20 protein-coding genes are annotated in these 26523 nt (G+C 45.8%); 11 read left to right on the plus strand and 9 right to left on the minus strand.

The features are described 5' to 3' along the window. Nucleotides 1–136: 136 nt before the first annotated feature. Entirely contained in the window at nucleotides 137–1135 is a 999-nt protein-coding gene (locus AAA952_RS02515; RefSeq protein ID WP_263199638.1) for a cytochrome-c peroxidase, read from the minus strand. Nucleotides 1136–1617: 482 nt separating this feature from the next. On the opposite strand from AAA952_RS02515, the gene AAA952_RS02520 reads away from it, so the two are divergent. Next, nucleotides 1618–2490, plus strand: coding sequence for a 6-carboxytetrahydropterin synthase (locus AAA952_RS02520; RefSeq protein ID WP_028759687.1), 873 nt, complete (start codon nucleotides 1618–1620; stop codon nucleotides 2488–2490). A gap of 298 nt (nucleotides 2491–2788) precedes the next feature. Further along, the gene (locus AAA952_RS02525; protein ID WP_409437983.1) at nucleotides 2789–3727 is read left to right on the plus strand and encodes a M23 family metallopeptidase; all 939 of its coding nucleotides are present in this window, start codon (nucleotides 2789–2791) and stop codon (nucleotides 3725–3727) included. Nucleotides 3728–3881: 154 nt separating this feature from the next. Here AAA952_RS02525 and AAA952_RS02530 read toward each other — a convergent pair whose 3' ends face one another. The 3 genes from AAA952_RS02530 to AAA952_RS02540 all read right to left on the minus strand — a co-directional run bounded on the left by AAA952_RS02530 (nucleotide 3882) and on the right by AAA952_RS02540 (nucleotide 5805). Continuing rightward, nucleotides 3882–4142, minus strand: a complete 261-nt coding sequence (locus AAA952_RS02530) for a DUF5062 family protein (RefSeq protein WP_006081993.1) — start codon at nucleotides 4140–4142, stop codon at nucleotides 3882–3884. A 292-nt stretch (nucleotides 4143–4434) separates the two neighbouring features. After that, on the minus strand, nucleotides 4435–5118 hold the full coding sequence (locus AAA952_RS02535; RefSeq protein WP_263169818.1) for a VOC family protein: 684 nt from the start codon (nucleotides 5116–5118) through the stop codon (nucleotides 4435–4437). A gap of 174 nt (nucleotides 5119–5292) precedes the next feature. Then, the gene (locus AAA952_RS02540; protein WP_028759690.1) at nucleotides 5293–5805 is read right to left on the minus strand and encodes a L,D-transpeptidase family protein; all 513 of its coding nucleotides are present in this window, start codon (nucleotides 5803–5805) and stop codon (nucleotides 5293–5295) included. 172 nt (nucleotides 5806–5977) lie between these two features. On the opposite strand from AAA952_RS02540, the gene AAA952_RS02545 reads away from it, so the two are divergent. Both AAA952_RS02545 and AAA952_RS02550 read left to right on the plus strand, forming a co-directional pair. Next, nucleotides 5978–6835, plus strand: coding sequence for an ion transporter (locus AAA952_RS02545; RefSeq protein ID WP_028759691.1), 858 nt, complete (start codon nucleotides 5978–5980; stop codon nucleotides 6833–6835). A 45-nt stretch (nucleotides 6836–6880) separates the two neighbouring features. Beyond that, nucleotides 6881–8422, plus strand: coding sequence for an MATE family efflux transporter (locus AAA952_RS02550; RefSeq protein WP_131523308.1), 1542 nt, complete (start codon nucleotides 6881–6883; stop codon nucleotides 8420–8422). Nucleotides 8423–8665: 243 nt separating this feature from the next. On the opposite strand, the gene AAA952_RS02555 is transcribed toward AAA952_RS02550, so the two are convergent. After that, nucleotides 8666–8863: a DUF2986 domain-containing protein gene (locus AAA952_RS02555; protein ID WP_131523309.1), complete on the minus strand. Its 198-nt coding sequence runs from the start codon at nucleotides 8861–8863 to the stop codon at nucleotides 8666–8668. Between the two features lie 338 nt (nucleotides 8864–9201). Here AAA952_RS02555 and yqfB point away from each other — a divergent pair, with 338 nt between their 5' ends. Beyond that, complete coding sequence (gene yqfB, locus AAA952_RS02560; protein ID WP_338254126.1) at nucleotides 9202–9519, plus strand: N(4)-acetylcytidine aminohydrolase; 318 nt, start codon at nucleotides 9202–9204, stop codon at nucleotides 9517–9519. Nucleotides 9520–9643: 124 nt separating this feature from the next. Here the strand turns inward: yqfB and AAA952_RS02565 are convergent, their stop codons facing one another. The 4 genes from AAA952_RS02565 to AAA952_RS02580 all read right to left on the minus strand — a co-directional run bounded on the left by AAA952_RS02565 (nucleotide 9644) and on the right by AAA952_RS02580 (nucleotide 18602). Next, nucleotides 9644–12691, minus strand: a complete 3048-nt coding sequence (locus tag AAA952_RS02565; protein ID WP_263179869.1) for an efflux RND transporter permease subunit — start codon at nucleotides 12689–12691, stop codon at nucleotides 9644–9646. Further along, nucleotides 12688–15939, minus strand: a complete 3252-nt coding sequence (locus tag AAA952_RS02570; RefSeq protein WP_263169825.1) for an efflux RND transporter permease subunit — start codon at nucleotides 15937–15939, stop codon at nucleotides 12688–12690. Before AAA952_RS02570 ends, AAA952_RS02565 begins: the two co-directional genes overlap by 4 nt. A gap of 12 nt (nucleotides 15940–15951) precedes the next feature. After that, entirely contained in the window at nucleotides 15952–17016 is a 1065-nt protein-coding gene (locus AAA952_RS02575) for an efflux RND transporter periplasmic adaptor subunit (protein WP_105252698.1), read from the minus strand. Nucleotides 17017–17315: 299 nt separating this feature from the next. Continuing rightward, nucleotides 17316–18602, minus strand: a complete 1287-nt coding sequence (locus tag AAA952_RS02580; protein ID WP_028759699.1) for a citrate synthase — start codon at nucleotides 18600–18602, stop codon at nucleotides 17316–17318. A gap of 415 nt (nucleotides 18603–19017) precedes the next feature. Between AAA952_RS02580 and sdhC the strand changes: the two genes are divergently transcribed. From sdhC to odhB, 6 genes are all read left to right on the plus strand, one after another. Further along, nucleotides 19018–19413 (plus strand): succinate dehydrogenase, cytochrome b556 subunit, encoded by a 396-nt coding sequence (sdhC, locus tag AAA952_RS02585; protein WP_012089416.1) that lies wholly within the window; start codon nucleotides 19018–19020, stop codon nucleotides 19411–19413. Beyond that, nucleotides 19407–19754: a succinate dehydrogenase, hydrophobic membrane anchor protein gene (sdhD, locus tag AAA952_RS02590; RefSeq protein WP_028759700.1), complete on the plus strand. Its 348-nt coding sequence runs from the start codon at nucleotides 19407–19409 to the stop codon at nucleotides 19752–19754. Before sdhC ends, sdhD begins: the two co-directional genes overlap by 7 nt. Continuing rightward, nucleotides 19755–21521: a succinate dehydrogenase flavoprotein subunit gene (gene sdhA / locus AAA952_RS02595; protein ID WP_011847025.1), complete on the plus strand. Its 1767-nt coding sequence runs from the start codon at nucleotides 19755–19757 to the stop codon at nucleotides 21519–21521. Between the two features lie 11 nt (nucleotides 21522–21532). Then, a complete protein-coding gene (locus AAA952_RS02600; protein ID WP_028759701.1) occupies nucleotides 21533–22240 on the plus strand; it encodes a succinate dehydrogenase iron-sulfur subunit in 708 nt (235 codons plus the stop codon). Nucleotides 22241–22454: 214 nt separating this feature from the next. Next, a complete protein-coding gene (sucA, locus tag AAA952_RS02605; RefSeq protein ID WP_263171970.1) occupies nucleotides 22455–25286 on the plus strand; it encodes a 2-oxoglutarate dehydrogenase E1 component in 2832 nt (943 codons plus the stop codon). Between the two features lie 31 nt (nucleotides 25287–25317). Next, on the plus strand, nucleotides 25318–26508 hold the full coding sequence (gene odhB / locus AAA952_RS02610; RefSeq protein WP_006081977.1) for a 2-oxoglutarate dehydrogenase complex dihydrolipoyllysine-residue succinyltransferase: 1191 nt from the start codon (nucleotides 25318–25320) through the stop codon (nucleotides 26506–26508). Nucleotides 26509–26523 lie beyond the last annotated feature (15 nt).

Below are 26523 nucleotides of genomic sequence, written 5' to 3' on the forward strand. Positions count from 1 at the left end.
TTTAAGCGAAAGAATAACCAAAGGCCAAGAGTTTTTACTCTCGGCCTTTTTGCTAACTAAGTCGCGCTGACTTAGTGTCTATGCTAAGTGAGTACAGCTAAGTGAGTACTTCTTAGTCAGTGACTCGTTGCCTATGTTAGTTATTGGAACTAAATGGCACTGGACGTGGCGTATCTTTATTCGATGGTGGCAAAATAGGTAGCGTGATTTGCGGCTGATCGCCCGTTAAGGACTCAAGGAAGGCGACCATTTCTTTCACTTCTTGGTCAGAGAGTTTTTGCCCTAATTGAATGTCTGCCATGGTATTCACCGCTTCTTCCAAGGTCCAGACGCTGCCATCATGGAAGTAGGGATAGGTGAGCTCAATATTGCGAAGTGTCGGCACTTTAAACACAAATTTATCAGCTTCTTTACCTGTGACGCCCTTACGACCTTCTGCTGGGTTATTGGTGTGGAACGGTTTGATGAGTCCCATTTTCATATACATGGTTCCACCGACAGCGGGGCCGTTATGGCAACTCACGCAGCCTTTATCCTTGAAGAGTTGGTAACCCGCTTTGGCATTTGCGCTGATGGCATCTTGCTTGCCCAGAAGATATTGATCGAAGGGGCTATTAGGGGTGACTAAGGTTTTTTCAAAGGTGGCAATCGCATCGGTTAAACGGTCAATTGTGACTTTTTCATCGCCATATACCTTGGCGAAGTGCGCTCGGTAGGCGGGCATAGAGGCGATAGTTTCAGTTGCGAGTTCATGGGTAAAGCCCATCTCTTTCGGGTTGGCGATAGGCCCCGCGGCTTGTTCTTTCAAATCACTGGCACGACCGTCCCAAAATTGAGCCAGCATAAAGTCGGCATTAAGCACTGTGGGTGAGTTAATTGGGCCTTCCTGCCAATGGTGACCAATAGACGTTGGCAGTGCATCGACACCACCAGTGGATAAATTATGGCAAGAGTTACAAGAGATAAAGCCAGATTTAGACAGTCTGGGTTCGAAGAACAGCATTTTACCTAATTCAACTTTTTCAGGCTCAGTGATCTTGGCTGCTGTAATGACTTCGATGGGTTCTGCACTGATAGCATGGGTACTGGCTAACATACCTGCGATGAAAATGGCGATAGATGTAAGTTTGGTCATCTTATTTCTCCCTGTATAACCTTGGTTTTTGTATGGTTTAACAGGGATGCTAGCGGTTAATAATGCTGAGTGATAATGCTTTGTTTCGATTGGGTCTATCGCTGTTGCGGATTAAGCTTTTGCGATCTAATTCGCTGTTTTTACGTTGTTATTTTGCTAGGTTGAGTGATGTTTCTGTTAAGGTTGTATCTGTTAATCGGCAAAGTCGATGTATTGTTGCTTTCTGCCTATCGGTACCTGATGGTTGCAATGAGTCGAATTGCTGGATTTTCGACTACCTGATACACACATCTGATACAAACATCTGATACAAAATATTGGGCTGAGTGGATTCATTTGTCGCGACAACAGACGGAATTGATTAGAATCTCCATTCATGTTGAGTTAACTCGTGTTGAGTGCCTCAAGTTAGCATGCTCGGCCATCGCCAAGCGGTGCTATAAAATTATATAGGTGGACTGTTTTTCTGCCGAGGAGCGTTAATGCAATTGTTTGTCAAAGATTTAACTGTGATCGATTTTTCCTATTTGTGCCCAAAGCGCGGCATGGTGGGGGAGAGTTGGATTGTTGATGTTCTGCTAGAGGGCGGATTAGACGAGCAAAACATGGTACTCGATTTTGCTAAAGTCAAACGCACGATCAAGCAAACCATAGATGCGGTGGCCGATCATCGTTTATTAGTGCCTACGGCCTGCAGCAGTGTGCGATGGCAACAGCAGGGCGATAGAGTATGGATGGATTTTGATAGTCAGTTAGGTGAAATTCATTTGGCCTGTCCTTCACAAGCCTTTGCCTTAGTGCCGACCGAAGAGATTGATATTCCCAGCGTGAATGCCTTTTTACAGAAAGCATTGCGCGAAGCTTTACCTAAGAATGTCGAAGGGATCACGCTCACCTTGAGACACGAAATTCTCGATACGCCTTATTACCATTACAGCCATGGTTTACGTAAACACGATGGTAATTGTCAGCGTATCGCCCATGGGCATCGTAGTCCTATTCACGTTTATGAAAATGGCAGTCCAGCACCTAAGTGGGATGAGTATTGGGCCAAACGTTGGCACGATATTTATTTAGGCAGTGAAGAGGACTTGGTTTCAGTTAAGACCCTTAATCTTTCGCCGCAAACGCGGATAACCGATGACAGCCACTATGGCTTTCATTACCAAGCCCCTCAAGGGGATTTCCAATTGGCAATGCCAAAGGAATGCTGTGATTTAATTCCCCACGACACGACGGTTGAGTTGTTAGCCGATTATATTGCCACGACATTAGTCGCTAAAGTGCCAGGAAGTCAGTTTAAAGTGGTGGCGTTTGAAGGTGTTGGCAAGGGCGCGATTGTCGTTAAGGGATAGGCACTACGAGCTGATATAAGTGAATGGACTTAAACTATTCACCTTTTAATCACGGATTTAATAGGCCTCGGTAGATTATCGGGGCTTTTTTGTTTGTTTTTAGCATAGGCTGAACTGAGATTACGACAGGGATGTGGGTTTGCAGAATCGATTTTTATGGTGCGTTAGGTTAACGTGGCATTGATTGAATTCGGCTGCGTTTTGTGTCGCGATGAATGTATTGAGTGGGTCTTGATCCCTATTGCCCCTCGATAAGGATTTTTTGAAGATGTTGGAAACTAGGATATTGGAAACTAAGATGCTGGAAAATAATAAGATGTTGGGAAATAAAGTATCGCAATTTTTATCTCACGGTGGAGCCCCCCTAAGTTCAAATCCAGTGCGCTGCTTATCGGCATTATTCACTTTGGGCCTAGTGCTCATTGCGCCTCAGGTACAAGCTGAGGTGAGTTTACAGGGTAAGTTAGAGCAAGGCGCATTAATGCGGGGTCAAGCGCCAGCGGGCACTCAGATTAGCTTAAATGGTGAAGCCATCAAGGTCACGCCTGACGGTCATTTTGCCTTTGGTTTTGATCGCGACGGTGAATTGAGCCAGCAGCTAACCTTGGTTTATCCCGATGGTTTGACTGAGGTTAAGCCTTTAACCTTAACCAAGCGAGAGTACGATATTCAAAGTGTAAAGGGCATTAGCTCGAAGATTATGAAGCCCGATCCCGTCGCGCAGGAAAGAGCGGCGAAAGACACGGCGCAGGTGAAAGCGGCACGGGCAACATTTAGTGAGCAAACTGCATTTTTACAGGCGTTTATTTGGCCGCTGACGGGGCGTATTTCAGGGGTTTATGGTAGCCAACGTATTTATAACGATGTACCCGGTAATCCACACTTTGGGGTGGATGTGGCGGCGAAAACCGGCACTGTAGTGGTCGCCCCTGCCGATGGTGTTATTAGTCTTTCTGTGCCTGACATGTTTTATTCGGGCGGGACTATGGTGATCGACCATGGTTATGGCGTGAGTTCGAGTTTTTTGCACTTGAGTAAGCTGTACGTCAACGCGGGTGAAGCGGTTAAGCAAGGCCAAGCTGTTGCAGAGGTGGGCGCAACAGGCCGTGCAAATGGCCCACACTTAGATTGGCGAGTGAACTGGTATCAAATGCGCCTCGACCCTACAACCATAGTGCCGCCAATGGCAACAGTGCTAGCGAATGAGAAAGCCAACAAAGCGGCCAAAAAGGGCTAGGTTCGATATCCAGTTCTGGCTCACTTAAATGGCGCAATGATGCGCCATTTAATGGTGTTCCTTATCGTGAACACTTAGTGAGTTGGCTTCTTTTTAGGCTAGCTTCAAATGTCTGCTTGCCAATAATCATTTTTAACCGAGTCGTCTAAAAAGATTACTTCAACAGTGGATGATCAGCTGGCAGTTGGCGGGTGATCCATAAAATCAGTTTGTGTTTCATGTTTGGCCCATCTTCTTTATCTTTGGCCAGTGGCTGAATCAAGTTGTCGGTGACCAATAAACGGTAAATACATTCCACTTTGTCTTTAGGTGAGATGCCTTTGTCAAAGTCCGCATATCCGCGTTTTTTGGCATAGCCCACGCCGATTTCCATGGCGAACTTCAATATTTGTGCTTCGTTCTTGTGTGGCTTCATTGGCGATCCTCTGTTTGCACATAGCATCCATCTACTGGACACGATAATTTGTGCCTGATGGCATCTGCGAGTTATACGTCCTAAGTTACGCTAAATATGCTGTTTTTTAGATTTAATTTTGGCGATTTTTGACAAAACTACCAAAAAACTGACCTAAAAATAACGAGAATATTGAATCTGATTAAATTGTCATCAACTCAGATGTTAACTCAGGTACTGTCGTAGGTTTTAGCTAAGGCAAGTGCCGATGAAAATCTAAGCTCAGTTTTATCTGCTTGAGTTTAAGTCTGACTTAACATTCAGATACTTGTTCGCTCGCGATGACCGCTTTTATGCCATGGGGATGCACTTTAATGCACACATTGCCGCGTTTAAAGGCGATAGTTGGATTGGCTAAACGTTCTTTATCGCCTTTTGGCGAGCTCATCTTGACCTTAATCTCAGCAAGGGATGGCAAGTCTGGTAATCTTGACTGCTCTGATTCAGCTGTCTGCTCAGATTGCGGCAATGGACTCAGTCCTAGGTTGAGTAAAGGGCGGAGTGTTGGACATAAGACCAGTAAATCTTGGCTCAAGGTATCGCAATCTTTAGCTTTAGAATCAATAACTAATTCTATGTGCTCCCAGCCTTCCTGTGGATAAACTTTATCACTAGGATAGGGAAGCTCGACGCAGGCAATGCTAAATTGACCGAGTGTGAGTGGCGTGTCTAGCTCGATGATCAGAATCGTACGGCCATTGATGATGTTGTCTGAAATGATTTTACCTATGCGGCTAAAGGCGTCGCGCAGGGCATCGGCACTGGCGATGGAATTGACGCGCAGCGCGACATGGTCGCAAACCAGTGCTTTATCTGCTAAGTCTAAGGTTTCAAGCAAGGCTAAAATCTGTGCTTCGAAGGCGGGCCAGCCTTGGATTAATTGCTCATAGCTGAGGTTTGCACTGTGCGGCGCAACAGGCTCGTTGAATTTAGGCATAAATACTCCAAGGCATTTCTATTGGCGTTAGTTTTATCCCTTAAGTAAATGACCGAGACTATTACAACTAACATCATGCTTTAAAAGGTTAAATAAAAACGCCCATTAAGCTGGGCGTGTTTGATATCGTTCAATTATCTATTTGGCATTTTGCCATCTGGATATTGGCTAAGATTACGGCCAAATCTCAATTGGTGTTCCTTCATCGACCACTTTCCACACTTCATCCATTTCGGCGTTGGTAATCGCGATACAGCCGTCAGTCCAGTTGTATTGCTGGGCTTGTTCTGGCGGCAATGAAGACTTAGGGTTTTGGCCGTGGATCATGATCATGCCTCCGGGTCTAATGCCTAAGGCTTTGGCTCTGAGTTTATCCTCTTCATTAGGATAGGAAATATGGATCGATTTATAATAAGCACTATCAGGCTTTTTATAATCTAGGGTATAACGCCCCTGTGGTGTGCGTTGATCGCCTTCCTTTAATTTGTGTCCAGCGGGTAGGTCACCCATGGCGATGCGATATTGTTTGAGCACTTTGCCATCGCGTAATAAAGCCATACTGGATTCGGATTTAGTGATCACCACCAGATCCACTTTACCCATGCCAGAGGCATGTAATTCGGGTGAAACGAGAGCCGCGATAGTCACAGTGAGAGATGTCAATGTGGAAAGTAGGGTGGCGCGCATGGAGTCCTCGAAAATAAACACAGGTTGTTGGCTTTTTTCGGCATCATACCGCAATTTTATCCTACTGTGAGTAGATAATTTTGAGCTAGGTGCAATTGCATGGCAGACTCGTGGCATATTTATACTGTAATCCCTGTGTTAGTCATTTTGTTGCAAGGAAGTAAAAGCTTTTATGTCTGAGAATATCGAATCCGAAAGTCCGTTAAAACGTCAATTACGTACCATTATTTTTGGCACTGATACTCCCGCTGGCCGCTATTTTGATATCGCCCTCATGGTGTGTATTGTGTTGAGTGTCGGCTTAGTGTTCCTCGACACAGTAGAGATATTCCATCGCGAATACGGCCAGCTTATTTCTGTGTTGGAATGGGTATTTACCATTATTTTTACGATTGAATATGGCCTACGTTTGTACTGCGCGACTCATCCTGTGTTATATGCTCGCAGCTTTTATGGTTTAGTGGATTTGTTATCGGTATTGCCAAGTTATCTGGCGTTGCTGATCCCTGGCGCTAACTTTACCTTAGTCATCCGGATACTTAGGCTGTTTAGGATTTTCCGCGTACTCAAATTACTGCGTTATTTGAGTGAAGGAAATGTGCTGCTTAGGGCGATGATGCAGTCGAGTCGTAAGGTTTTTTTGTTTTTCTTCTCGGTCAGTTTGATCGTTATGGTACTGAGTTCAGTAATGTATGTGGTTGAAGGGCCTGATAATGGTTTCAGTTCAATCCCTAAATCTGTGTACTGGACAATTGTGACTATTACTACAGTCGGTTACGGTGACATTACCCCGAAAACTGGGTTAGGTCAGGCGATTGCGGCTTTTACTATGCTGATTGGTTACTCGATTATTGCAATCCCAACGGGGATTTTAACCGCCGAGATATCCCAAGAAGTAGGGCGTCATCGAGATTTACGCTCGTGTAATCAATGCCATAAGACAGGTCATGATATTGATGCCATGTATTGTAGTCGTTGTGGATGTGAGTTAGATAGCCTAGATGTGCCCGTCGATAAAGGCGTTTCATGATGACTTCGGCGAACACTTTTTATTTTTTGTAGGTAAAAGACACGTATGACGCAAGCCAAGTTTGTTGAAGGCCCCATATTACGCCATATCTTAGTGATGAGTTCGACCGCAGCGGTAGGGATTTCTGCCTTATTTGTCGTGGATTTACTGGATATCTTTTTCCTGAGTTTATTGGGGGAGCATGAGCTTGCTGCTGCTGTAGGTTATGCGGGCAGTATCTCCTTTTTCACTACGTCCATTGGGATAGGCTTATCAATTGCTTTAGGCGCTTTAGTGTCTCGCTCGATTGGCGCAAAAGAGGTGGTGTTGGCAAAGCGCTTATTACTCAATAGCGCGGTTGTGACGACACTGATCAGTGTGCTGGTGGCGGCTGTGGTCACCACCTTCATTCCTGAGCTAGTTGCCTTAGTAGGCGCGAGTGGTCATACGGCAGAACTTGCTGCGAGCTATTTGTATATTCTCGTGCCTTCCTTGCCTTTTATCTGTCTTGCAATGGCGCTCGGCGGGGCTTTGCGCGCCGTGGGTGATGCAAAGTTATCTATGATGTCGACCTTAGCGGGGGGCGGCGTTAATGCGGTACTCGATCCGATTTTTATCTTCATGTTCGCCATGGGAATTGAAGGCGCTGCATTGGCATCCGTTTTAGCGCGGGTGGCGGTATTTGTGATTGCAGCTCGCGGTGTGGTGGTTAAGCATAAATTGTTAGGCCATTTCGATAAGGCACATTTTATCGCCGATCTTAAGCCCATCTTTGCCATTGCAGGCCCTGCGATGTTAACCAATGTGGCAACTCCCATCGGAAATGCCTTTGTGACCCGAGCGATCGCCGATTTCGGTGACGCTTATGTGGCAGGTTGGGCAGTATTAGGACGTTTAATCCCTGTGGCCTTTGGGATGATCTTTGCACTGTCCGGCGCGATTGGACCTATTGTTGGGCAAAACTTTGGGGCAGGTCAGTTTGACCGAGTACGTGAGAGTTTAACGCGGGCGATTCAGTTTTGTACTGTATATGTGCTGGTAATGTCTTTGTTGCTGTTTATGCTTAAGTCACATTTGGTCAGTGTGTTCGATATGAAGGGTGACAGCGCTGATCTTATTCACTTTTTCTGCAGTTATATTGCGGTATTCTTTATCTTTTCTGGGATTTTATTCGTGGCGAATGCGTCCTTTAATAATCTTGGCAAGGCCAAATATTCCACGCTATTTAACGTAGGTAAAGCCACTTTAGGCACTGTGCCCTTTGTGTATTTTGGTGCACTTTGGGGCGGTGTTTACGGTGTATTGATTGGGCAAATTTTAGGGTCTATTTTGTTTGGTACATTAGGTGTGTGGGTTGCCTATCGTTTAGTGGATAAAGTGGCGGCGCAGGCACAGTTTTCAGCTGCGCCTAATCTTGATGCTGCGAATGCTATCCCCTGCAATGTCGTACTGAGTGAGGAAGAGGAAATCGCTAATTGTGTTGCACAGAACTTACCGAGTGCGACCAATCCACTTTCATCCTCTTGCGTGCAGATGGCGCAATTAACGGAGGAGCAAGAGAATGAGCCCGTATTACCCTATTTAGACGAGGGGAAAAAGCCTAATTGACGTTATGTGGCTTAGCTGCGCCATGTAGAAGCTGTGGGCAAGAATGCAGATAAAAATGAGCTCTTAATAACGAGGAGCAGTCAGAAAGCTGCTAATGATGTGAATGCTGAAAAACAAAATGCCACAAGATTGCTTGTGGCATTTTGTTTGAAACGGCGTTTGCACTTCATTTAGTTAAGCTAACAATGCCAAAATACGCCGCTAAAAGACTATTCTGCTGAGCTTCTTATTCTTCGTTACTGTTTATTCTTCAATACTTGGCGTGTCTTGTTGGCCTTCGACTTGTTTAGTCGCGGCTTCTGATGCCGCCATTTTTGCGCGATCAGCCTTAGAGATGTAACCTGATTTTGCAGGTGAGCCGATAGTCACTGGGTCGACTTTATTCAGTCTGGCCTTAGCGCGTTTAGCTATTTTCTTGATGATCTTTTGTTTCTTGTTCATGACGTCTCTAATTTCGTTTCGCACCCGCTACGCGCAGGAATATGAGGCCAAGGGCTCAATTGAGGCGGGATTCTAACTCAATCTGAGCGAACTGACCATGTTTTGCTGAATTTTGTCGAAAACAACGGCTACTCTTTGGGAACTAGTTTTGCTAAATGGCGTTAGCATAACTATTTGACTTAAACGGCGCTGTTAGTATTTCACACGACAAATGCTGCAAATTCTGCGGTGTAGACTGTCAGTGTGGATCAAAAGCCATTATATTGCCTAGCATTATGAGTTTGAAAAATTGACTCTACTGTTATTTTATTGCTCATATCCTGAGCCGAGGAAGATGTGTGTTATTAACTAAAATCACTTTTTTTGAGCGCTTTGAGCACGATTTATTAAGTGGCACTAAAACCATTACATTGCGTGATGAAACGGAATCCCATGTGATTGCAGGTCAAACGCTTCCCGTTTCAACCTTCGAAACCGACCGCTGGTTTTGTGATATCCATATTATTGATGTCGTGCCAGTGACCTTAACTGAGCTCTCAGACATTCATGCTAAGCAAGAGAATATGACGTTGCCGCAGCTACGTGATGTGATTGCAGAAATTTATCCCGGTCTTGAGCAATTGTTTATGATCCAGTTTAGGGTTTTACCGCAGTAAAAGTATAGAGCGTAATTCGTAAAATAAAAAAGGCCGCACAGCAGCCTTTTTATTACAAATTCAATGGCATATTAAGTTGTCAAAGATTGCTGAACTGTTCAAGAACATCAGCTATCCAAGACAACTAAACCGTCCAAGGTAACAGTTTTTTGGCAAAGTGATCGGCTTGGCCTAAGCGAATCGCTGCGCGGTGACGCATCCGATAAAATGCTTGATAGCACAGGGGGACTAAGTACAAGCTAGTCACTGTAGAGAACGATAAGCCACCGATAATGGCGATTGCCATGGGGTAATATGGCGGGCCGCCGCCACCGATTTGGGTATCACCCATCGCCAGTGGGACTAATCCCAGTACTGTTGTACCTACTGTCATTAACACTGGCCGCAAACGGGTGATACACACCTCCCGAATGGTGTCAGACAATTTGTCGAGATCCGGTGTCATCTGATTGATTTGATCCACCAGAACGATACCGTTGTTCACCACTATCCCCATTAAAATCAAGATACCTATCATTGCCATCACAGAAATAGGGGTGCCTGTGATAAACAGCGCCCAGAATACACCTGTGATGGAAAATAGGATCGAGGTAATAATCGCCGTCGGTAACAGTAGAGATTCAAACAACGCCGCCATCACAATATAAATCATCGCGACAGCCAAGAGCATATTAGTCACCATCACGTTCTGATCTTCATCTTGGCGCTCGAAGCCACCACGGAGTGAATAGTCGTAACCATCGGGGAAACGGATATTTTCCATCACTTGCTTGATCTTAGTTTGCGCCTCTTCTGTGGTGAGGTTTTCTAAGTTAGCTCCAATCGACAGCGAGGTTTGGCGATTGAAGTGTTTGATAGTATCGAAGCGGGGTTGGATCTCAATCTTCGCCAGATTATCTAAGGTGTACACTCTTTGGTCGAGGCGTACTATGGGTAACTGCTTGAGTTTCTCAAGTGACTTTTGCCATTCTTTCTCGTAGGCCATTTCGATGCGCAGCTCGCCATTAGGATCGTGGCGGAAGGATCGTAGCGGTGAACCGCGCAGTGCCATGGAGATACTTGAGGCAATTTCATTGAGTTTTAAATCTAACCGCGCCGCCATTTGTCTATCAATGCGGATAATCACTTCTTGCTGAGCGCCATTAAGCTCGGAGCGAACATCTTGCAATCCTTTGATGTTTTGCAACAAAGGAATAACTTGCTCGCTCAAATTAATCAGCTCAGAGGTTGAGCGCCCTGTGAGTGTGACTCGCACGCCAGAGTTGTCATTACCCCAGCCAAATTGTGGTTTGGCGATGGAATACTTAGGAAAGCCGCTACGGATTTTCTTTTTTAACTCATCCACTGATATAGGCAAATCTTTCTTTAGGAGGATCACCGATGAGCCATCGTCAGAGGCATAATAGCTGTAGACAGAATCAATATGGAATTCCTCTTTATTGTTATAAAGATACTCTTCCATTTGGTTGATCATTGCCTCAGTAACATTGAGATTATGTCGACCTTCTACTTGGTAGTTAATGTAGATTCGTTCATTGCTCTCGCTGTCTTCTTGATCCTGTTTAACCATAGATAGCGGCAGGGCGGTGGATGCGAGTATCGCTACAGCAATCACGCCTGAACGCCAAGGTCTGAGCAATACCCAATCTAGGGTATTATTGTAGAAACGTTGTAATTTACCCGCATCCTTTTCGGGTGCGATGTCAAAGTGGAACTTAGTCAACATCAAAGGGATTAAGGTTTTTGCGACCAATAGCGACGCGGCGAGTGAGATACAAATCGCAATAGCAACATGCTCTAGAAAAATGGTGATCTCGACTTTTACGCCAAAAATATTAGGTAAAAATACAATGGCGGTTGTCATTGTGCCTGCCAATACCGCCAGAGACACTTTATCGACCCCCGTCATGACTGACTCTTCATTGTCTTTAGGGTGTTTACCTTGTTTTTCCTGCAGTACGCTCTCAGTGACAACCACAGCGTTATCAATCAACATACCGACGGCGAGCAGGAGCCCCATCATAGACAGAATATTCAAGCTGTAACCGAGTAGATACATAGCGGCGAGCGTCATACCAATTGAAATAGGTACGGATGACACAACCACTAAAGTCATTTTCAAATTACGCAGGAATAAGTACAGCACTACAAAGGATAGCAGTGCACCGATTAACCCTGAAAGCAGCAAATCCATTAGTGAAGATTTTACTCCAGAGGCTTGATCCTCCATGATAAATAGGCGAATACCTTGGAACTGTTGGTCCTGCTTCGCAAGCTCAATCACCTTCATGACACGGTCTGACACTTCGACTAAGTTAGCGCCAGATTCCTTAAACACATCCAAACCCACGGCATAGTGCTTATCTAAATGTCGACCTTCGATACGTTCAGGTAGGGCAAATTGTACATCGGCGATATCGCCTAAGGTCAATCCGGGGATCAGTACTAGTGCTTTGATATCTTCAAGGTTTCTGAACTCACCCTTAGGTGAAACTTGATAAACGATACTACTGGCCCTGAGTGTACCTGCGCTCAGCACAAAGTTCTCTCTGCCGAGACGTTGTTGCAAATCTGTGGCTGAAAATCCACTGGCGGCAAGGCGGTCGGCATTGATGCGTACCTCAATTTGCTTTTGCTCAACGCCGTACAAGCTGACCTTAGAGACACCTTCAACACGTTCAAGTGGACGCTTGAGCTGTTTATCGAGTAGATCGAATGCACCTGAAAGCTCACGATCACTTGAGATGCGTATGGTGAGCACAGGCATGTCGGCGGTGGAGAATTGGCGGATAAAGACCCGCTCCACATCCTTGGGCAGTAAATGCCGCACAGCATCGATTTTTTCCCGCGCTTCTAAGCTCTTAGTGGCAACGTTTTCCCCCCACTTCATGTTGATTTCGATTTCGGCGCCTTCTTGGGAGGACTCTGATTCAAGCTCATCAATCCCACCCATAGTCGCGAGGGATTCCTCCAGCACTTTGGTAATATCGCGCTCCACTTCAGCAGGGGTCGAGCCTTTGTAAGGCACTTCCACCACTATCTGTGGGATATCGATACCGGGGAACATTTCCAGCGGTAATAGGCGACTCGAGGCGAGACCAAACAGCAAGATAGCAAAGAAGAACATGCTGGTGGTTACGGGGCGCTTAATGGCTAAACGGGTGAGGTTCATGGGCGAGCCTCCTCTACGTTTACATGTGAGCCAGTTACTGCGTATTCTTTACGGTCGAATAGGGCATAGAGCACTGGGAGCACTACTAAGGTCAGTAGTGTTGATAAACTCAGACCAAAGATCACCGTAATCGCCATCGGTGCGCGCACCTCTGAGCCATCACCTAGACCTAGCGCCATCGGCAATAAGCCTAAGGTCGTGGTGAGGGTTGTCATCATAATCGGGCGTAGGCGCGATTTAGCTGCATCGCGAATAGCATCAAGTTTTTGAGCACCTTCGCTACGCAGTTGATTGATCCGATCCACAAGCACAATCGCGTTGTTCACGACGATCCCCGCCAACATGATAAGGCCAATAAATACCACCACACTCAAATGAGTTTGGGTGATATAAAGCCCAAGTACACTGCCACCTAATGCCATAGGTACGGCAAAGAGAATAAGCAAGGGATGTAATAGTGATTCAAACTGACTCGCCATGACTAAATACACTAAGAAAATCGCTAAGATAAGGGCAATTTTGAGTGATTGGAATGAGTGCTCCATTTCCTCATTTTGACCACCAAAACGGGCCTGAACCGATGCGGGTAACACTTGTTGCGATAGTATCTGCTGCGCCTGTGCAACCGCATCGCTTAAATCACCATAGGCGAGGTTAGCTGATACGAGAGCCACACGTTGTTGGCTGATGCGGTTAATCGCAGATGGGCCTAATTGCAATGAAACTTCTGCAACTGCGCTTAATGCAATAGGTTGACTGCTATTCGGATTGATGATTAAGGCATCGATATCGCTGATTTGATCCCGCTCCGCGAGTTCACTGCGCACCAGAATATCAATCTTACGGTCACGCACTGTGTATTGACTGGCAACAGTACCACCAACACGTTGGGCAATACGGTTTGCAACCGTTGGCGCATCCATTCCTAGAGCCGCTAACCTTGCATGATCGAAACGGATACTTAGCTCAGGTTGACCATCACGTAGACTGGTGTTCACGTCGGCAAAACGCTCCGATGCGGATAATGCTTTGACGAGACTATCTGCGCTGCGTTTGAGTAAGTTTAAATCGTAACCTGTGAGCTCAATCTCTAGTGGCGTTTTAAAGCTGAATAACTCAGGTTGCTCAATTTTCGCTTCAAGTTCAGGAATACGGCGCGCAGTATCACGTAATACTTGAGTGACTGCGTTATAGGCACTGTGGTCGTTAAGCACCACTTGCAAGCGGCCCCAGTTTTCACCCCCGCGGGCAGTATCCGAAGTCATCAAACCGCCACTACCGGCTTGACTATAAGCATGTTTAACTTCGGCTCTGTCTTTAATTGACAGTGCAAGTTGCTGTAATATCTTGTCGGTTTCGCTCACAGCCGTACCCGGCGGCAGTAAGATCTCCACGTAAAACTCGCCCTGATTCATTGGCGGAATAAGCTCCGTACCAAGTCGCGGTAACAAACTAATACAAGCGCCTGTTATTGCAATCGTGAGTAACAGCGTTGCTTTCTGTTGGCGCAGCGCCGAGGCCAGAAGCTTGTAATAAACCTTCTCAATACTGTGGTAGACAAAGTTAAATGCTGAGCTTAACGGGCGCATCACTAGACCAATAAGCCATGAGAAAAAGCGGCCTAAAATCAACACTAAGCTCAGTAGTGCACTAGGTAAGTAACTAACAATTAATAGAATAGGAAAAGAAAACACAGTCGCACTATAGTGTTTAAGCTTGCCCATTTTAGTGGTGGGTTTATCCTTAGGTGTCGTTTTTATCAGCGCGGGTAAGGTTTTAAAGCCTTCACGTGATGCCAGCATTGGAATGGACGTTAATGCGACTAATAGCGATGCTAACAGCGCAAAAGTGACCGTTAGCGCTTGGTCTGAGAAGAGGGCGCCAGCAATCCCATCCACAAATACTAGCGGCACAAACACCGCAAGAGTGGTGAGTGTTGAGGCAAAAATCGCGCCTGCCACTTCTTTAGTTCCCGTCACTGCGGCTTCTAATTTACTCATGCCTTCGCTACGGCAGCGGTCAATGTTCTCTAATACCACAATGGCGTTATCGACCAAGAGACCTATGGCAAGGGCAATACCACCTAATGACATGATGTTTAAGCTGATATCGGCAAAATACATCATGTTAAAGGTGGCGATCACTGAGAAGGGAATCGAGATAGAAATAATCAGTGTCGGGATGATATTACGCAAGAACAGGTAAATCACTAGCATAGATAACAAGCTGCCCATCAGCGCAGAAGAGGTGACTTCGCTGACCGCACTTTCGATAAACTCAGACTGATCGTAAATCACTTCGAGCTTATTTTGCTTAGGGTCTTGATTGATTTTGACGAGTTCATCGCGCAGTTTTTTGGCGACAGCGACAGTATTTGCATCACCTTCTTTATAAATGGCCAGTTCAATCGATTCTTGACTGCCGATGCGGGTGATATCACTACGCTCTTTGTAAGCATCTGTGATGGTAGCAACTTCGAATAAACGGACTAAAGCTTGCTCGTCGCGATAGACGATCACTTGGCCGAGTTCATCTAATGAGTTGAATTGGTTTAGCGTTCGTACTAAGTATTCGCGATCACCTTGGATCACTTTACCCGCAGAGAGGTTGATGTTTTCCTCATTAATACGACGTTTAATATCATCGGCATTGAGATTGAGCTGCGACAGTTTTTCTTGATTGAGCTGAATATGCACTTCTTGCTCTAGGCCGCCAGATAAACGCACGGCGGCGACCCCAGATAGCGCCTCTAAACGACGCTTAAGTTCTTCCTCTGCATAGGTGCGCATTTGTTTGAGATCGGCTTCAGAGGCATTGGGCACAGACAGCGCGAGACGCATAATAGGGTCAAGGTTGGGGTTAAAACGCAGTAATAAGGGCTTTTTTACATCGAGCGGCAGAGCGATAGTGTCGAGTTTTTCACGTACATCTAAACTCGCCATATCCATTGTTGTGCCCCATTCAAACTCAAGCACCACATCCGACATGCCTGAGCGCGAAATAGAACTGATTTTACGTAAGCCTTTGACCACGCCAACGGCTTCTTCAATTGGTTTAGAGACGAGCTGTTCGACTTCAACTGGCGCCGCGCCGTCATACATAGTGCGAATGGTTAATGTGGGATAGCTTAAGTCTGGCAGTAACTTCACCGCTAGGCGGGAAAATCCCACCATACCGAATAAAATCACTGCCAGCATGAACATCCATACCGTGACTGGCCGTTTAACGGAAGTGCTGATAATTGACATGAAAGGCTCCTATCAGTTCTTAGCGGAAGCAAGATCGAGTGGGGTGATCACTTCGACTAAGGATTGGTCTTTCAAGTTTTGCTGGCCACGGGTAACGACTTGCTCACCGGGGTTAATACCTGTAATCACTTCTACCGAATCACCTTCACGGTAGCCAATTTCGACTTCACGACGGTTCGCATTGGTACCATCAATAACATAAAGCGCTTGTTTGTTGTCTTGGTTGATCAAGGCGCTGTAGGGAACAGTAATCACGTTCTCGTGGGTATCGTATTTGAGCTCAACCCGGGTAAACATGCCAGCTTTAAGGCGCGCCTCTTGATTCGGCACAGCAAGTGTCACCTTAAAGGTGCCACTTTGTGGGTCGACAATCGGGCTTATGCGCAACACTTTGGCGTGGATAGCATTCTTGCTATGTTGATTACTAAACACTTGTGCTTCTTGGCCGAGTTTTAAGCTCGCAAGCTGTTGCTCTGGCAAATGAACTATACCGTGGAGTTCATCTTGGTTGACTATATAAAACAAGTCGCCAAATTCCTTCGCCATATTGCCAGCTTTCACATAACGTTTAGCTACGACGCCGCTAATAGGGGACAGTACGCGGCTTTCTTTTACTTGCAGTTCGGCGAGATCTTTTTTAGCGATAGCGGCTTGCAAGTTATATTCAAGTTTGGCCATTGAATCCGCGCTGATAAATTCTCTGTTGCTCATTTTCTTCAGACGATTCAATTCCTGCTCGATGATTTTGACTTCGGCTTCTGAGCGGTCTAAATCATATTGCTGCCTCTTGGCATCAATAACAGCCAGCACTTGGCCCTTTTGAACGCGGTCACCTTCTTCAACAGCGAGAGATTCAATGAGCCCTGATATACGACTCACTACATTGGCTTCCTGTGGCGCTTCTAAGGTGGCAGTTGTACTGTAAAAAGAAGAAACGTTTCCTTGCATCACTGTAGTGGTTTCGACGGGAATGGCATATTTTTCTTCTTTTTTGACCACTTCTTCCTCACCACAGGCTGCTAGCATCGAAATCATTAGCAGTGGGAGGGTGAATTGAGCAATTTTTGACTTTTCCATAAGAATGTTACCTGTTGTCTTTATTGTGATGCCATTTGAGAGCAGAAACCGTGCCAACATTAAATATAGCTTAATTTCATATAGTTAAGCTATATTTAAGTTAAGGCTAATGTGCGAATTTCACTAAATGTAGCTAAAAAGTTTAAAAAGTGATGAGAATAACTAAAGGCGGTTAACAGCGGTTATGCAAGTAGGCAATTGCAACAATGTATTTTGTCTAACAAAGGGAGTGTAAAAGGCGATTGTTTGATATGAAAAAAGCGCCCTCAGGCGCTTTTTAATGCATAAGTCGTGGGGACTTAGCGTTTGTCTTGTGCGACGAAATCACGCGCAGTTTCGCCAGTGTATAACTGACGTGGACGGCTGATTTTGTGGCCTGGTTGATCTAACATTTCTTTCCAGTGTGCAATCCAGCCTACAGTACGTGCCAGTGCGAATAGCACAGTGAACATACTGGTTGGAATACCAATGGCTTTCATGATGATGCCAGAGTAGAAGTCGACGTTTGGATACAGCTTTTTAGAAATGAAGTATTCGTCTTCAAGTGCAATGCGCTCAAGCTCCATTGCCACATCCAAGAGTGGATCTTGTACTTTCAGTTCTTTCAGCACTTCATGACAAGTTTCACGCATCACTTTGGCTCGTGGGTCAAAGTTTTTGTAAACACGGTGTCCAAAGCCCATCAGACGGAAAGGATCATTTTTATCTTTAGCGCGTTCAATGAATTCAGGAATACGGTCTACTGAACCGATTTCTTCTAACATTTGCAAACAGGCTTCGTTAGCGCCGCCGTGTGCAGGGCCCCAAAGAGATGCGATACCCGCTGCGATACACGCAAATGGGTTTGCACCTGAAGAACCGGCTAAACGTACTGTTGAAGTCGATGCGTTTTGTTCATGATCAGCATGTAAAATGAAGATCCTGTCCATTGCACGTTCAACAATAGGGTTAACTATGTATTCTTCACATGGTACAGCAAACATCATGCTTAAGAAGTTGCCCGCATAGCTTAAGTCATTACGTGGATACACGAATGGCTGGCCTGAAGAATACTTGTAGCACATGGCTGCTATCGTAGGCATTTTTGAGACTAAGCGATAAGCGGCGATTTCGCGGTGACGTGGATCGTTAACATCCAGAGAGTCTTGGTAAAATGCAGATAATGCACCCGTCACACCACATAACATGGCCATAGGATGAGCATCACGACGGAAACCTCTAAAGAAGAAGGCTAGCTGCTCGTGAACCATAGTGTGGGTTTTAACTGTATGTACAAACTCAGTATATTGCGCTTTCGTCGGCAGTTCACCGTAAAGCAGCAGATAACACAGGTCTAGGTAATCGGAGTCAACGGCTAGTTGATCGATTGGATAGCCACGGTGTAACAATATACCCAGATCACCATCAATATAGGTAATTGCAGATTCACAGGAGGCAGTCGCAAGAAAACCTGGATCAAAAGTAAAGTAACCTTTGCTGCCAAGTTTACTGATGTCGATTACGTCAAAACCAGCGGTTCCCTGCTTTACTGGCAATTCTATCGAGTCGTTCCCTGGTAATTCTAATTTGGCTTTTAAATCAGCCATACCCCGTTCTCCTTACTTAGTTCTTATCTGTGAGTGCGGCATGTCAAACCGCCATTACTTTACAGCCATTCTAGATCACATTTCAATTTAAATAAGCGTTTAAATTTGTTAGACCATGGTATAAATGCCTTTACTTTCCCATGCGGAACTGGCACTTACAGTAAAAATTCGTCAAAAAAACATAATTTGCATTCTGTGATGTTTGTATTTGACATTTGCCGCGAGTATACTTGCCTCGCCCAATAAGGGCCGCAAACAACGATTATAAAGCACCCTCTGTTTACATGTTAAATGAGTGCGTGCTCAGATAGTTAACTGTTTGTTTAAACTTTGCTTTTGTGTTTACTTTTGCCGTGATTCACATCCCAGTTTAAAGTTTGTACAAAAGCGGTTCACATAACAAAAAAAATGCTCAATGGAGCTGAGTGAGCAGAACGTGAAAAAGCAAAGACCTGTCCATTTAGATCTGCAGACCATTCGCTTTCCTGCAACAGCGATTGTGTCAATTCTTCACCGTGTTTCCGGTGTCATCATGCTGTTCGCAGTTGGCATTCTCATTTGGTTGCTAAATTCATCTTTAGCATCAGCTGAAAGTTTCGCTGGCGTACAGTCTCTATTCGATAACTTCGTGATGAAGTTTATCCTGTGGGGCATTATGACTGCACTGGCGTATCACTTGTTTGGTGGCCTGCGCCACTTAGTAATGGATACCGGTCGTTGGGAAGAATTGTCATCGGGTGCCGCATCAGCGAAAGCTGTATTTGCCTTAACGGTAGCCTTTTCAATCATAGCGGGGATCTGGGTATGGTAACCAATGCAGCAAGTTTTGGACGCAGTGGTGTTCATGACTATATTCTACTACGCGCTAGTGCAGTGATCCTCGCCTGTTACACCATTTTCTTGGTTGGCTTTATTGCATGTAGTTCCCCTCTCACCTACGACGTCTGGCATGGCCTATTTAGTGCTCTGCCAATGAAAGTGTTTACACTTCTGACGCTGGTAGCCTTATTAGTACATGCTTGGATTGGTGTATGGCAAGTGCTGACAGATTACGTCAAGTGCACGTCGTTACGTGGTGTTTTACAGTTCACCTTTGTCGTTACCGTTTTTTGTTATTTAGCGGCCGGCATTGTTATTGTGTGGGGTGTCTAAGTGAGTATTCCAGTACGCGAATTTGATGCTGTAGTGATCGGTGCCGGTGGCGCTGGTATGCGTGCAGCGCTGCAGATTTCCAAAGAAGGTAAAAGCTGTGCGCTTTTATCAAAAGTATTTCCAACTCGTTCTCATACCGTATCTGCGCAGGGTGGTATCACTGTTGCGTTAGGTAACGCCCATGAAGATCATTGGGAACAACACATGTACGATACCGTGAAAGGTTCCGATTTTATCGGTGACCAAGAAGCGATCGAGTTCATGTGTAAAACCGGTCCTGAAGCCGTGATTGAACTTGAGCAAATGGGTTTGCCTTTCTCTCGTTTCGAAAATGGTACGATTTACCAACGTCCATTTGGTGGTCAATCTAAGAACTTTGGTGGCGAGCAGGCTGCGCGTACTGCGGCAGCTGCCGACCGTACTGGTCATGCTTTGCTTCACTGTTTATACCAACAAAACGTTAAGCATAAGACGCAAGTCTTCTCAGAATGGTATGCATTAGATCTCGTTAAAAACGATGATGGCGCCGTTGTGGGTTGTACTGCGATTGAAATTGAAACAGGCGATATCGTTTATTTCAAAGCCAAGGCAACGATTCTAGCGACAGGTGGAGCAGGGCGTATTTACGCTTCGACCACTAACGCGCATATCAACACCGGTGACGGCGTCGGTATGGCAATGCGTGCTGGCGTGCAAATGCAAGACATGGAAATGTGGCAATTCCACCCAACTGGCATCGCCGGCGCGGGTGTACTTGTGACTGAAGGTTGTCGTGGTGAAGGCGGTTATCTGCTGAACAAAGACGGCGAGCGTTTCATGGAGCGTTATGCCCCTAACGCGAAAGATTTGGCATCACGTGACGTGGTAGCACGTTCAATGATGACTGAAATCCGCGAAGGTCGTGGTTTAGACGGTCCATTAGGCCCACACTGTTTACTGAAGCTTGATCACTTAGGTAAAGAAACATTAGAAGCACGTTTACCAGGCGTGTGTGAATTGTCTCGTACCTTTGCCCATATCGATCCAGCCGATGGTCCAATTCCAGTACTACCAACGTGTCACTATATGATGGGTGGTCTGCCAACTAAGGTCAGTGGTCAAGTTATTCGTAAGAATGAAGACGGCACTGAACAAGATGTTATTGGTCTGTTCGCTGTGGGTGAGATTGCCTGTGTATCTGTACATGGTGCAAACCGTTTAGGTGGTAACTCACTGCTTGACTTAGTGGTCTTTGGTCGCGCAGCGGGTCAGCATTTAGGTAAAGCTTTGGATGAGACTGACGATCCAAAAGATGCTAGCGATGCGGATATTCAAGCCTCTCTGGCTCGTCTGAATCGTTGGGAAAGCAACAAAGATGGCGAAGATCCAGCGCAAATCCGTAAGGATTTGCAACTGTGTATGCAATTAAACTTCTCTGTATTCCGTCGTGGCGATGCTATGGCTGAAGGGTTAGAGCAGTTGAAAGTGATTCGTGAACGTCTTGCAAATGCTAAATTGTCTGATAACTCTCGTGAATTCAATACTCAACGTATTGAATGTTTAGAGTTAGATAACTTGATGGCAACGGCAATCGCCACGGCTTATGCGGCTAACTTCCGTACCGAAAGTCGCGGTGCTCACTCACGTGAAGATTATTTAGAGCGTGATGATGAGAACTGGTTATGCCACAGCTTATTTGACCCAATCACTGAAACGATGGATCGTCGTGCAGTGAACATGGCACCTAAGTTACGTGAAGCATTCCCACCGAAGAAACGTACCTACTAGGAGTTGCAAAGATGAAATTGACATTTGCAGTTTATCGCTACAATCCTGACGTAGATACTAAACCGTATATGCAGGATTACAGCTTAGAAGTGGCTGAAGGCTCTGACATGATGGTGCTCGATGCACTGATCAAGTTGAAAGAGCAAGATCCGACTTTGTCATTCCGTCGCTCATGCCGTGAAGGCGTGTGTGGTTCAGACGGCGTGAACATGAATGGTAAGAATGGTCTGGCGTGTATTACCCCAATTTCAACCTTTAAAGGCAAGAAATTAGAAATACGTCCATTACCAGGTATGCCAGTTGTTCGTGACTTAGTTGTTGATTTAACTCAGTTCTATAAGCAGTATGAGAAGATCAAGCCTTACCTCATCAATGATGAGAAACAACCTGCTCGTGAACACTTACAATCCCCTGAAGAGCGTGCTCATTTAGATGGTTTGTACGAATGTATCATGTGTGCCTGTTGTTCTACGGCTTGCCCATCATTCTGGTGGAATCCTGATAAGTTTATCGGTCCAAGCGGTCTGCTTCACGCATATCGTTTCTTGATCGACAGTCGCGATACAGCTACAGAAGAACGTTTATCTGAGCTGGACGACGCCTATAGCGTGTTCCGTTGCCATGGCATCATGAACTGCGTTGACGTGTGTCCAAAAGGTCTTAATCCGACTAAAGCAATTGGTCATATTAAGTCCATGCTGTTGAAGCGAGCAGTGTAATGCGAGAACCCGAGCTGAAACCAATAATAATATAGCTCTTGAAGAGTCACTTTCTGGTAGCAGAAGGTGACTCTTTTGCGTATGTAATGGAAGACAACGCGCCGTATATCTGGACATCTAGGGGCGGCAGAAATTATGCGTCGAAGGTAATCTCTACAGACTGCATATTTAATACTATGGCTAAGCACGTGTATAAAGTTTGAAAGGAATAGAAATGCACCAAGGCATCATGAAAGCCTGGCTCGAATCATCTCACTTAAGTGGTGCAAATTCGACCTACGTAGAAGAGATGTATGAAGCCTATCAAGAAGACCCACAGTCAGTCGCTGATGATTGGCGTGCGGTATTTGATAATCTCCCTCCTGTGAACGGTGCCTCTGTTGATGCGCCTGAAGCTGCTCACTCAAAAGTACGTGATTATTTTCGCAGTTTAGCGTTAGAAGGTCGCCATAAGAGCTCAGCTCGTGTGACGGATCCTGAAATGGATGCTAAACAAGTTAAAGTCCTGCAATTAATTAACGCCCATCGTTTCCGTGGTCACCAAGGTGCTAATCTTGATCCCCTCGAACTGTGGAAACGTGAACCCGTAGCTGATTTAGATCCTGCCTTCCACGGCTTGACTAAAGAAGACATGGAACGTGAGTTTAATACAGGTTCTTTTGCTCATGGTGGCGAAACCATGAAGCTCGCGGATTTGGTAAAAGCGCTGAAAGCCACCTACTGTGGTTCTATCGGTGCTGAATATATGCACATTACCGATACCGATGAGAAACGCTGGATCCAACAACGTCTCGAACCTTCCTTAGGTAAAGCTAACTACGATAAAAGTGTTAAGACACGCATTCTTGAAGGCCTTAACGCCGCAGAAGGTATTGAAAAATACTTAGGTGCTAAATTCCCTGGTGCGAAACGTTTCTCGTTAGAAGGCGGTGATGCGTTAGTGCCTATGATGCGCGAAATTATTTATCGTGCAGGTGAAGCAGGTACGAAAGAAATCGTCGTCGGTATGGCTCACCGTGGTCGTCTGAACGTGTTAGTGAACGTATTAGGTAAGCGTCCAGCTGAACTGTTTGACGAGTTCGCAGGTAAGCATGCTGATACCCACGGTTCGGGTGACGTTAAGTACCACCAAGGTTTCTCCTCTGATTTCGAAACGCCGGGCGGCAATGTGCATTTAGCACTGGCCTTCAACCCATCGCACCTTGAAATCGTTAACCCTGTGGTCATTGGTTCTGTACGTGCCCGTCAAGACCGTCGCGGTTGTAAGGATGGCTTACAAGTCATGCCTATTACTATCCACGGTGACTCTGCAATTGCAGGTCAAGGGATAGTACAAGAGACATTCAACATGTCTCAAACCCGTGGCTTTAAAGTCGGCGGCAGTATTCGCATCGTAGTGAACAACCAAGTGGGCTTCACGACCTCTAACCATGCGGATACTCGTTCGACTGAATACTGTACTGACATCGCTAAGATGGTTCAGGCACCGATTTTCCACGTTAACTCTGATGATCCCGAAGCCGTTGCTTTTGTGTCGCAGTTAGCCGTTGATTATCGTAACGAGTTCAAACGTGATGTGGTGGTTGAATTGGTGTGTTATCGCCGTCATGGTCATAACGAAGCCGATGAGCCAAGTGCAACTCAGCCGCTGATGTATGCCAAGATCAAGAAACACCCAACGCCACGTAAGATTTATGCAGACAAGCTAATCGCTGAAAACGTGATCGCTGCTGATGATGTGACTGGTCTTATCAATAATTACCGTGATGCATTAGATCAAGGTGATTGTGTGGTTAAAGAATGGCGCCCAATGACGCTGCATTCTGTTGACTGGACTCCGTATATCGGTCGTGAGTGGGACGAAGCGTATCAAGCCTCTATGTCGGCTGAGCGTTTACAAAGTCTGGCTGACAAACTGAGCTATGTACCTGAAAGTCATCCATTGCAATCACGGGTTGCTAAGATTTATAGCGACCGTTTAGCGATGGCAAAAGGCGAGAAGCCACTCGATTGGGGTTTTGCAGAAACGCTGGCTTATGCCTCAATTCTGGAAGACAACAAGCGTGTACGTATTACGGGTCAGGATTCTGGCCGCGGTACTTTCTTCCATCGTCATGCTGTATTGCACAATCAAAACGATGGCACGACATACATGCCACTGCGCAATATTGCTGATGAACAAGGCCCAATTGATATTACTGACTCAGTATTATCTGAAGCCTCAGTACTGGCGTTTGAGTATGGTTATGCCACAGCAGAACCCGGCGGATTGACTATTTGGGAAGCGCAGTTTGGTGACTTTGCTAACTGTGCCCAAGTGGTAATCGATCAGTTCTTGTCATCGGGTGAGCAGAAGTGGGGCCGTTTATGTGGTCTGACTATGCTGTTACCCCATGGCTATGAAGGTCAAGGCCCTGAGCATTCAAGCGCCCGTTTAGAGCGTTTCTTGCAGATGTGTGCTAACCACAATATGCAAGTGTGTGTGCCTTCAACACCTGCACAGGTCTACCATATGTTGCGCCGCCAAGTGGTGCGTCCTATGCGTCGTCCACTTATCGTTATGTCGCCTAAGTCATTACTACGTCATCCATTAGCGGTTTCAAGCTTGGAAGAATTAGCCAATGGCAGTTTCCAAAATGTGATCGGTGAAATCGATACGTTGGAAGCAAGCAAGGTTGACCGAGTTGTCTTCTGCAGTGGTAAGGTTTACTTCGAACTGCTGGAAAAACGTCGTAAAGAAAATATCACTAACGTAGCGTTAATCCGTGTCGAACAGTTATATCCGTTCCCACATGATGAAATGATCGTTGCTTTGGCTGATTACCAACATGTGAAAGATTTTGTTTGGTGTCAGGAAGAGCCACAGAACCAAGGTGCTTGGTACTCTAGTCAACACCATTTCTGGGCCGCGGTTCCTGCAGGTGCACAGTTAACTTATGCTGGTCGTGAAGCGTCAGCTGCACCAGCGTGTGGTTACCCTGAGTTGCACACACATCAGCAAGAATCTTTAGTGAACAGTGCCCTGAAACTTACAATCACACTGTAGTAATAGACATTTTATAAAAGGATAGTTTTTCATGAGTATCGAAATCAAGGTACCCGTACTACCAGAATCTGTTGCCGATGCCACGATTGCCACTTGGCATGTGAAAGTGGGCGAGCAAGTTTCTCGTGATCAAAACCTGGTTGATATTGAAACCGATAAAGTGGTTCTTGAAGTGGTTGCGCCAGAAGATGGCCACATTGGCGAGTTCTTATTTGAAGAAGGCGCCACTGTTCTGGGTGAACAAGTGATCGCTAAATTTATCGCCGGTGCTGTATCGGGCAAAGAAGTCACTAAAGCACAAGCTGAAGCGGCAACGCCTGCAGCTGAAACCAGCGATGAAAGCAGTGATGCGTTAAGCCCATCTGTTCGCCGTTTACTGGCAGAGCACAATGTTGATGCCAGCAAAGTAAAAGGCACTGGTGTGGGTGGTCGTATTACGAAAGAAGACGTTGAAGCCTTTGTTAAGTCTGCCCCTAAAGCTGCGGCGCCAGCAGCACCTGCTGTAGCTCCGTTAGCGGCTGGCCGTAGCGAGAAGCGCGTGCCAATGACACGTCTGCGTAAGACAATCGCAAACCGCTTGTTAGAAGCGAAAAACTCTACCGCTATGCTCACGACGTTTAACGAAGTGAACATGAAGCCAATCATGGATATCCGTAAGCAATACCAAGATATCTTTGAAAAGCGCCACGGTATCCGTTTAGGCTTTATGTCTTTCTACATCAAAGCCGTGACTGAAGCGCTGAAACGTTTCCCAGAAGTCAACGCGTCTATTGATGGCGATGATATCGTCTATCACAACTATTTCGACATCAGCATCGCAGTATCAACACCACGTGGTCTGGTAACACCAGTGTTACGTGACACTGATACCATGAACTTAGCTGAAATCGAAAAAGCAGTTCGTGACTTAGCCCTTAAAGGCCGTGACGGTAAGCTGACTGTGGCTGACATGACTGGCGGTAACTTCACTGTGACTAACGGTGGTGTTTTCGGTTCACTGATGTCTACACCGATCCTTAACCTGCCACAAAGTGCGATTTTAGGCATGCATGCCATTAAAGATCGCCCAATGGCAGTCAATGGTCAGGTTGAAATCCTGCCCATGATGTACCTAGCACTCTCATATGACCATCGTATTGTTGATGGCCGTGAGTCTGTTGGTTTCTTGGTTGCGATTAAAGACTTCCTAGAAGACCCAACTCGTCTGCTGCTTGATCTGTAACACAACTCGATAAGA

This window comes from Shewanella sp. M-Br (assembly GCF_036245925.1).
Taxonomy (GTDB): domain Bacteria; phylum Pseudomonadota; class Gammaproteobacteria; order Enterobacterales; family Shewanellaceae; genus Shewanella; species Shewanella oncorhynchi.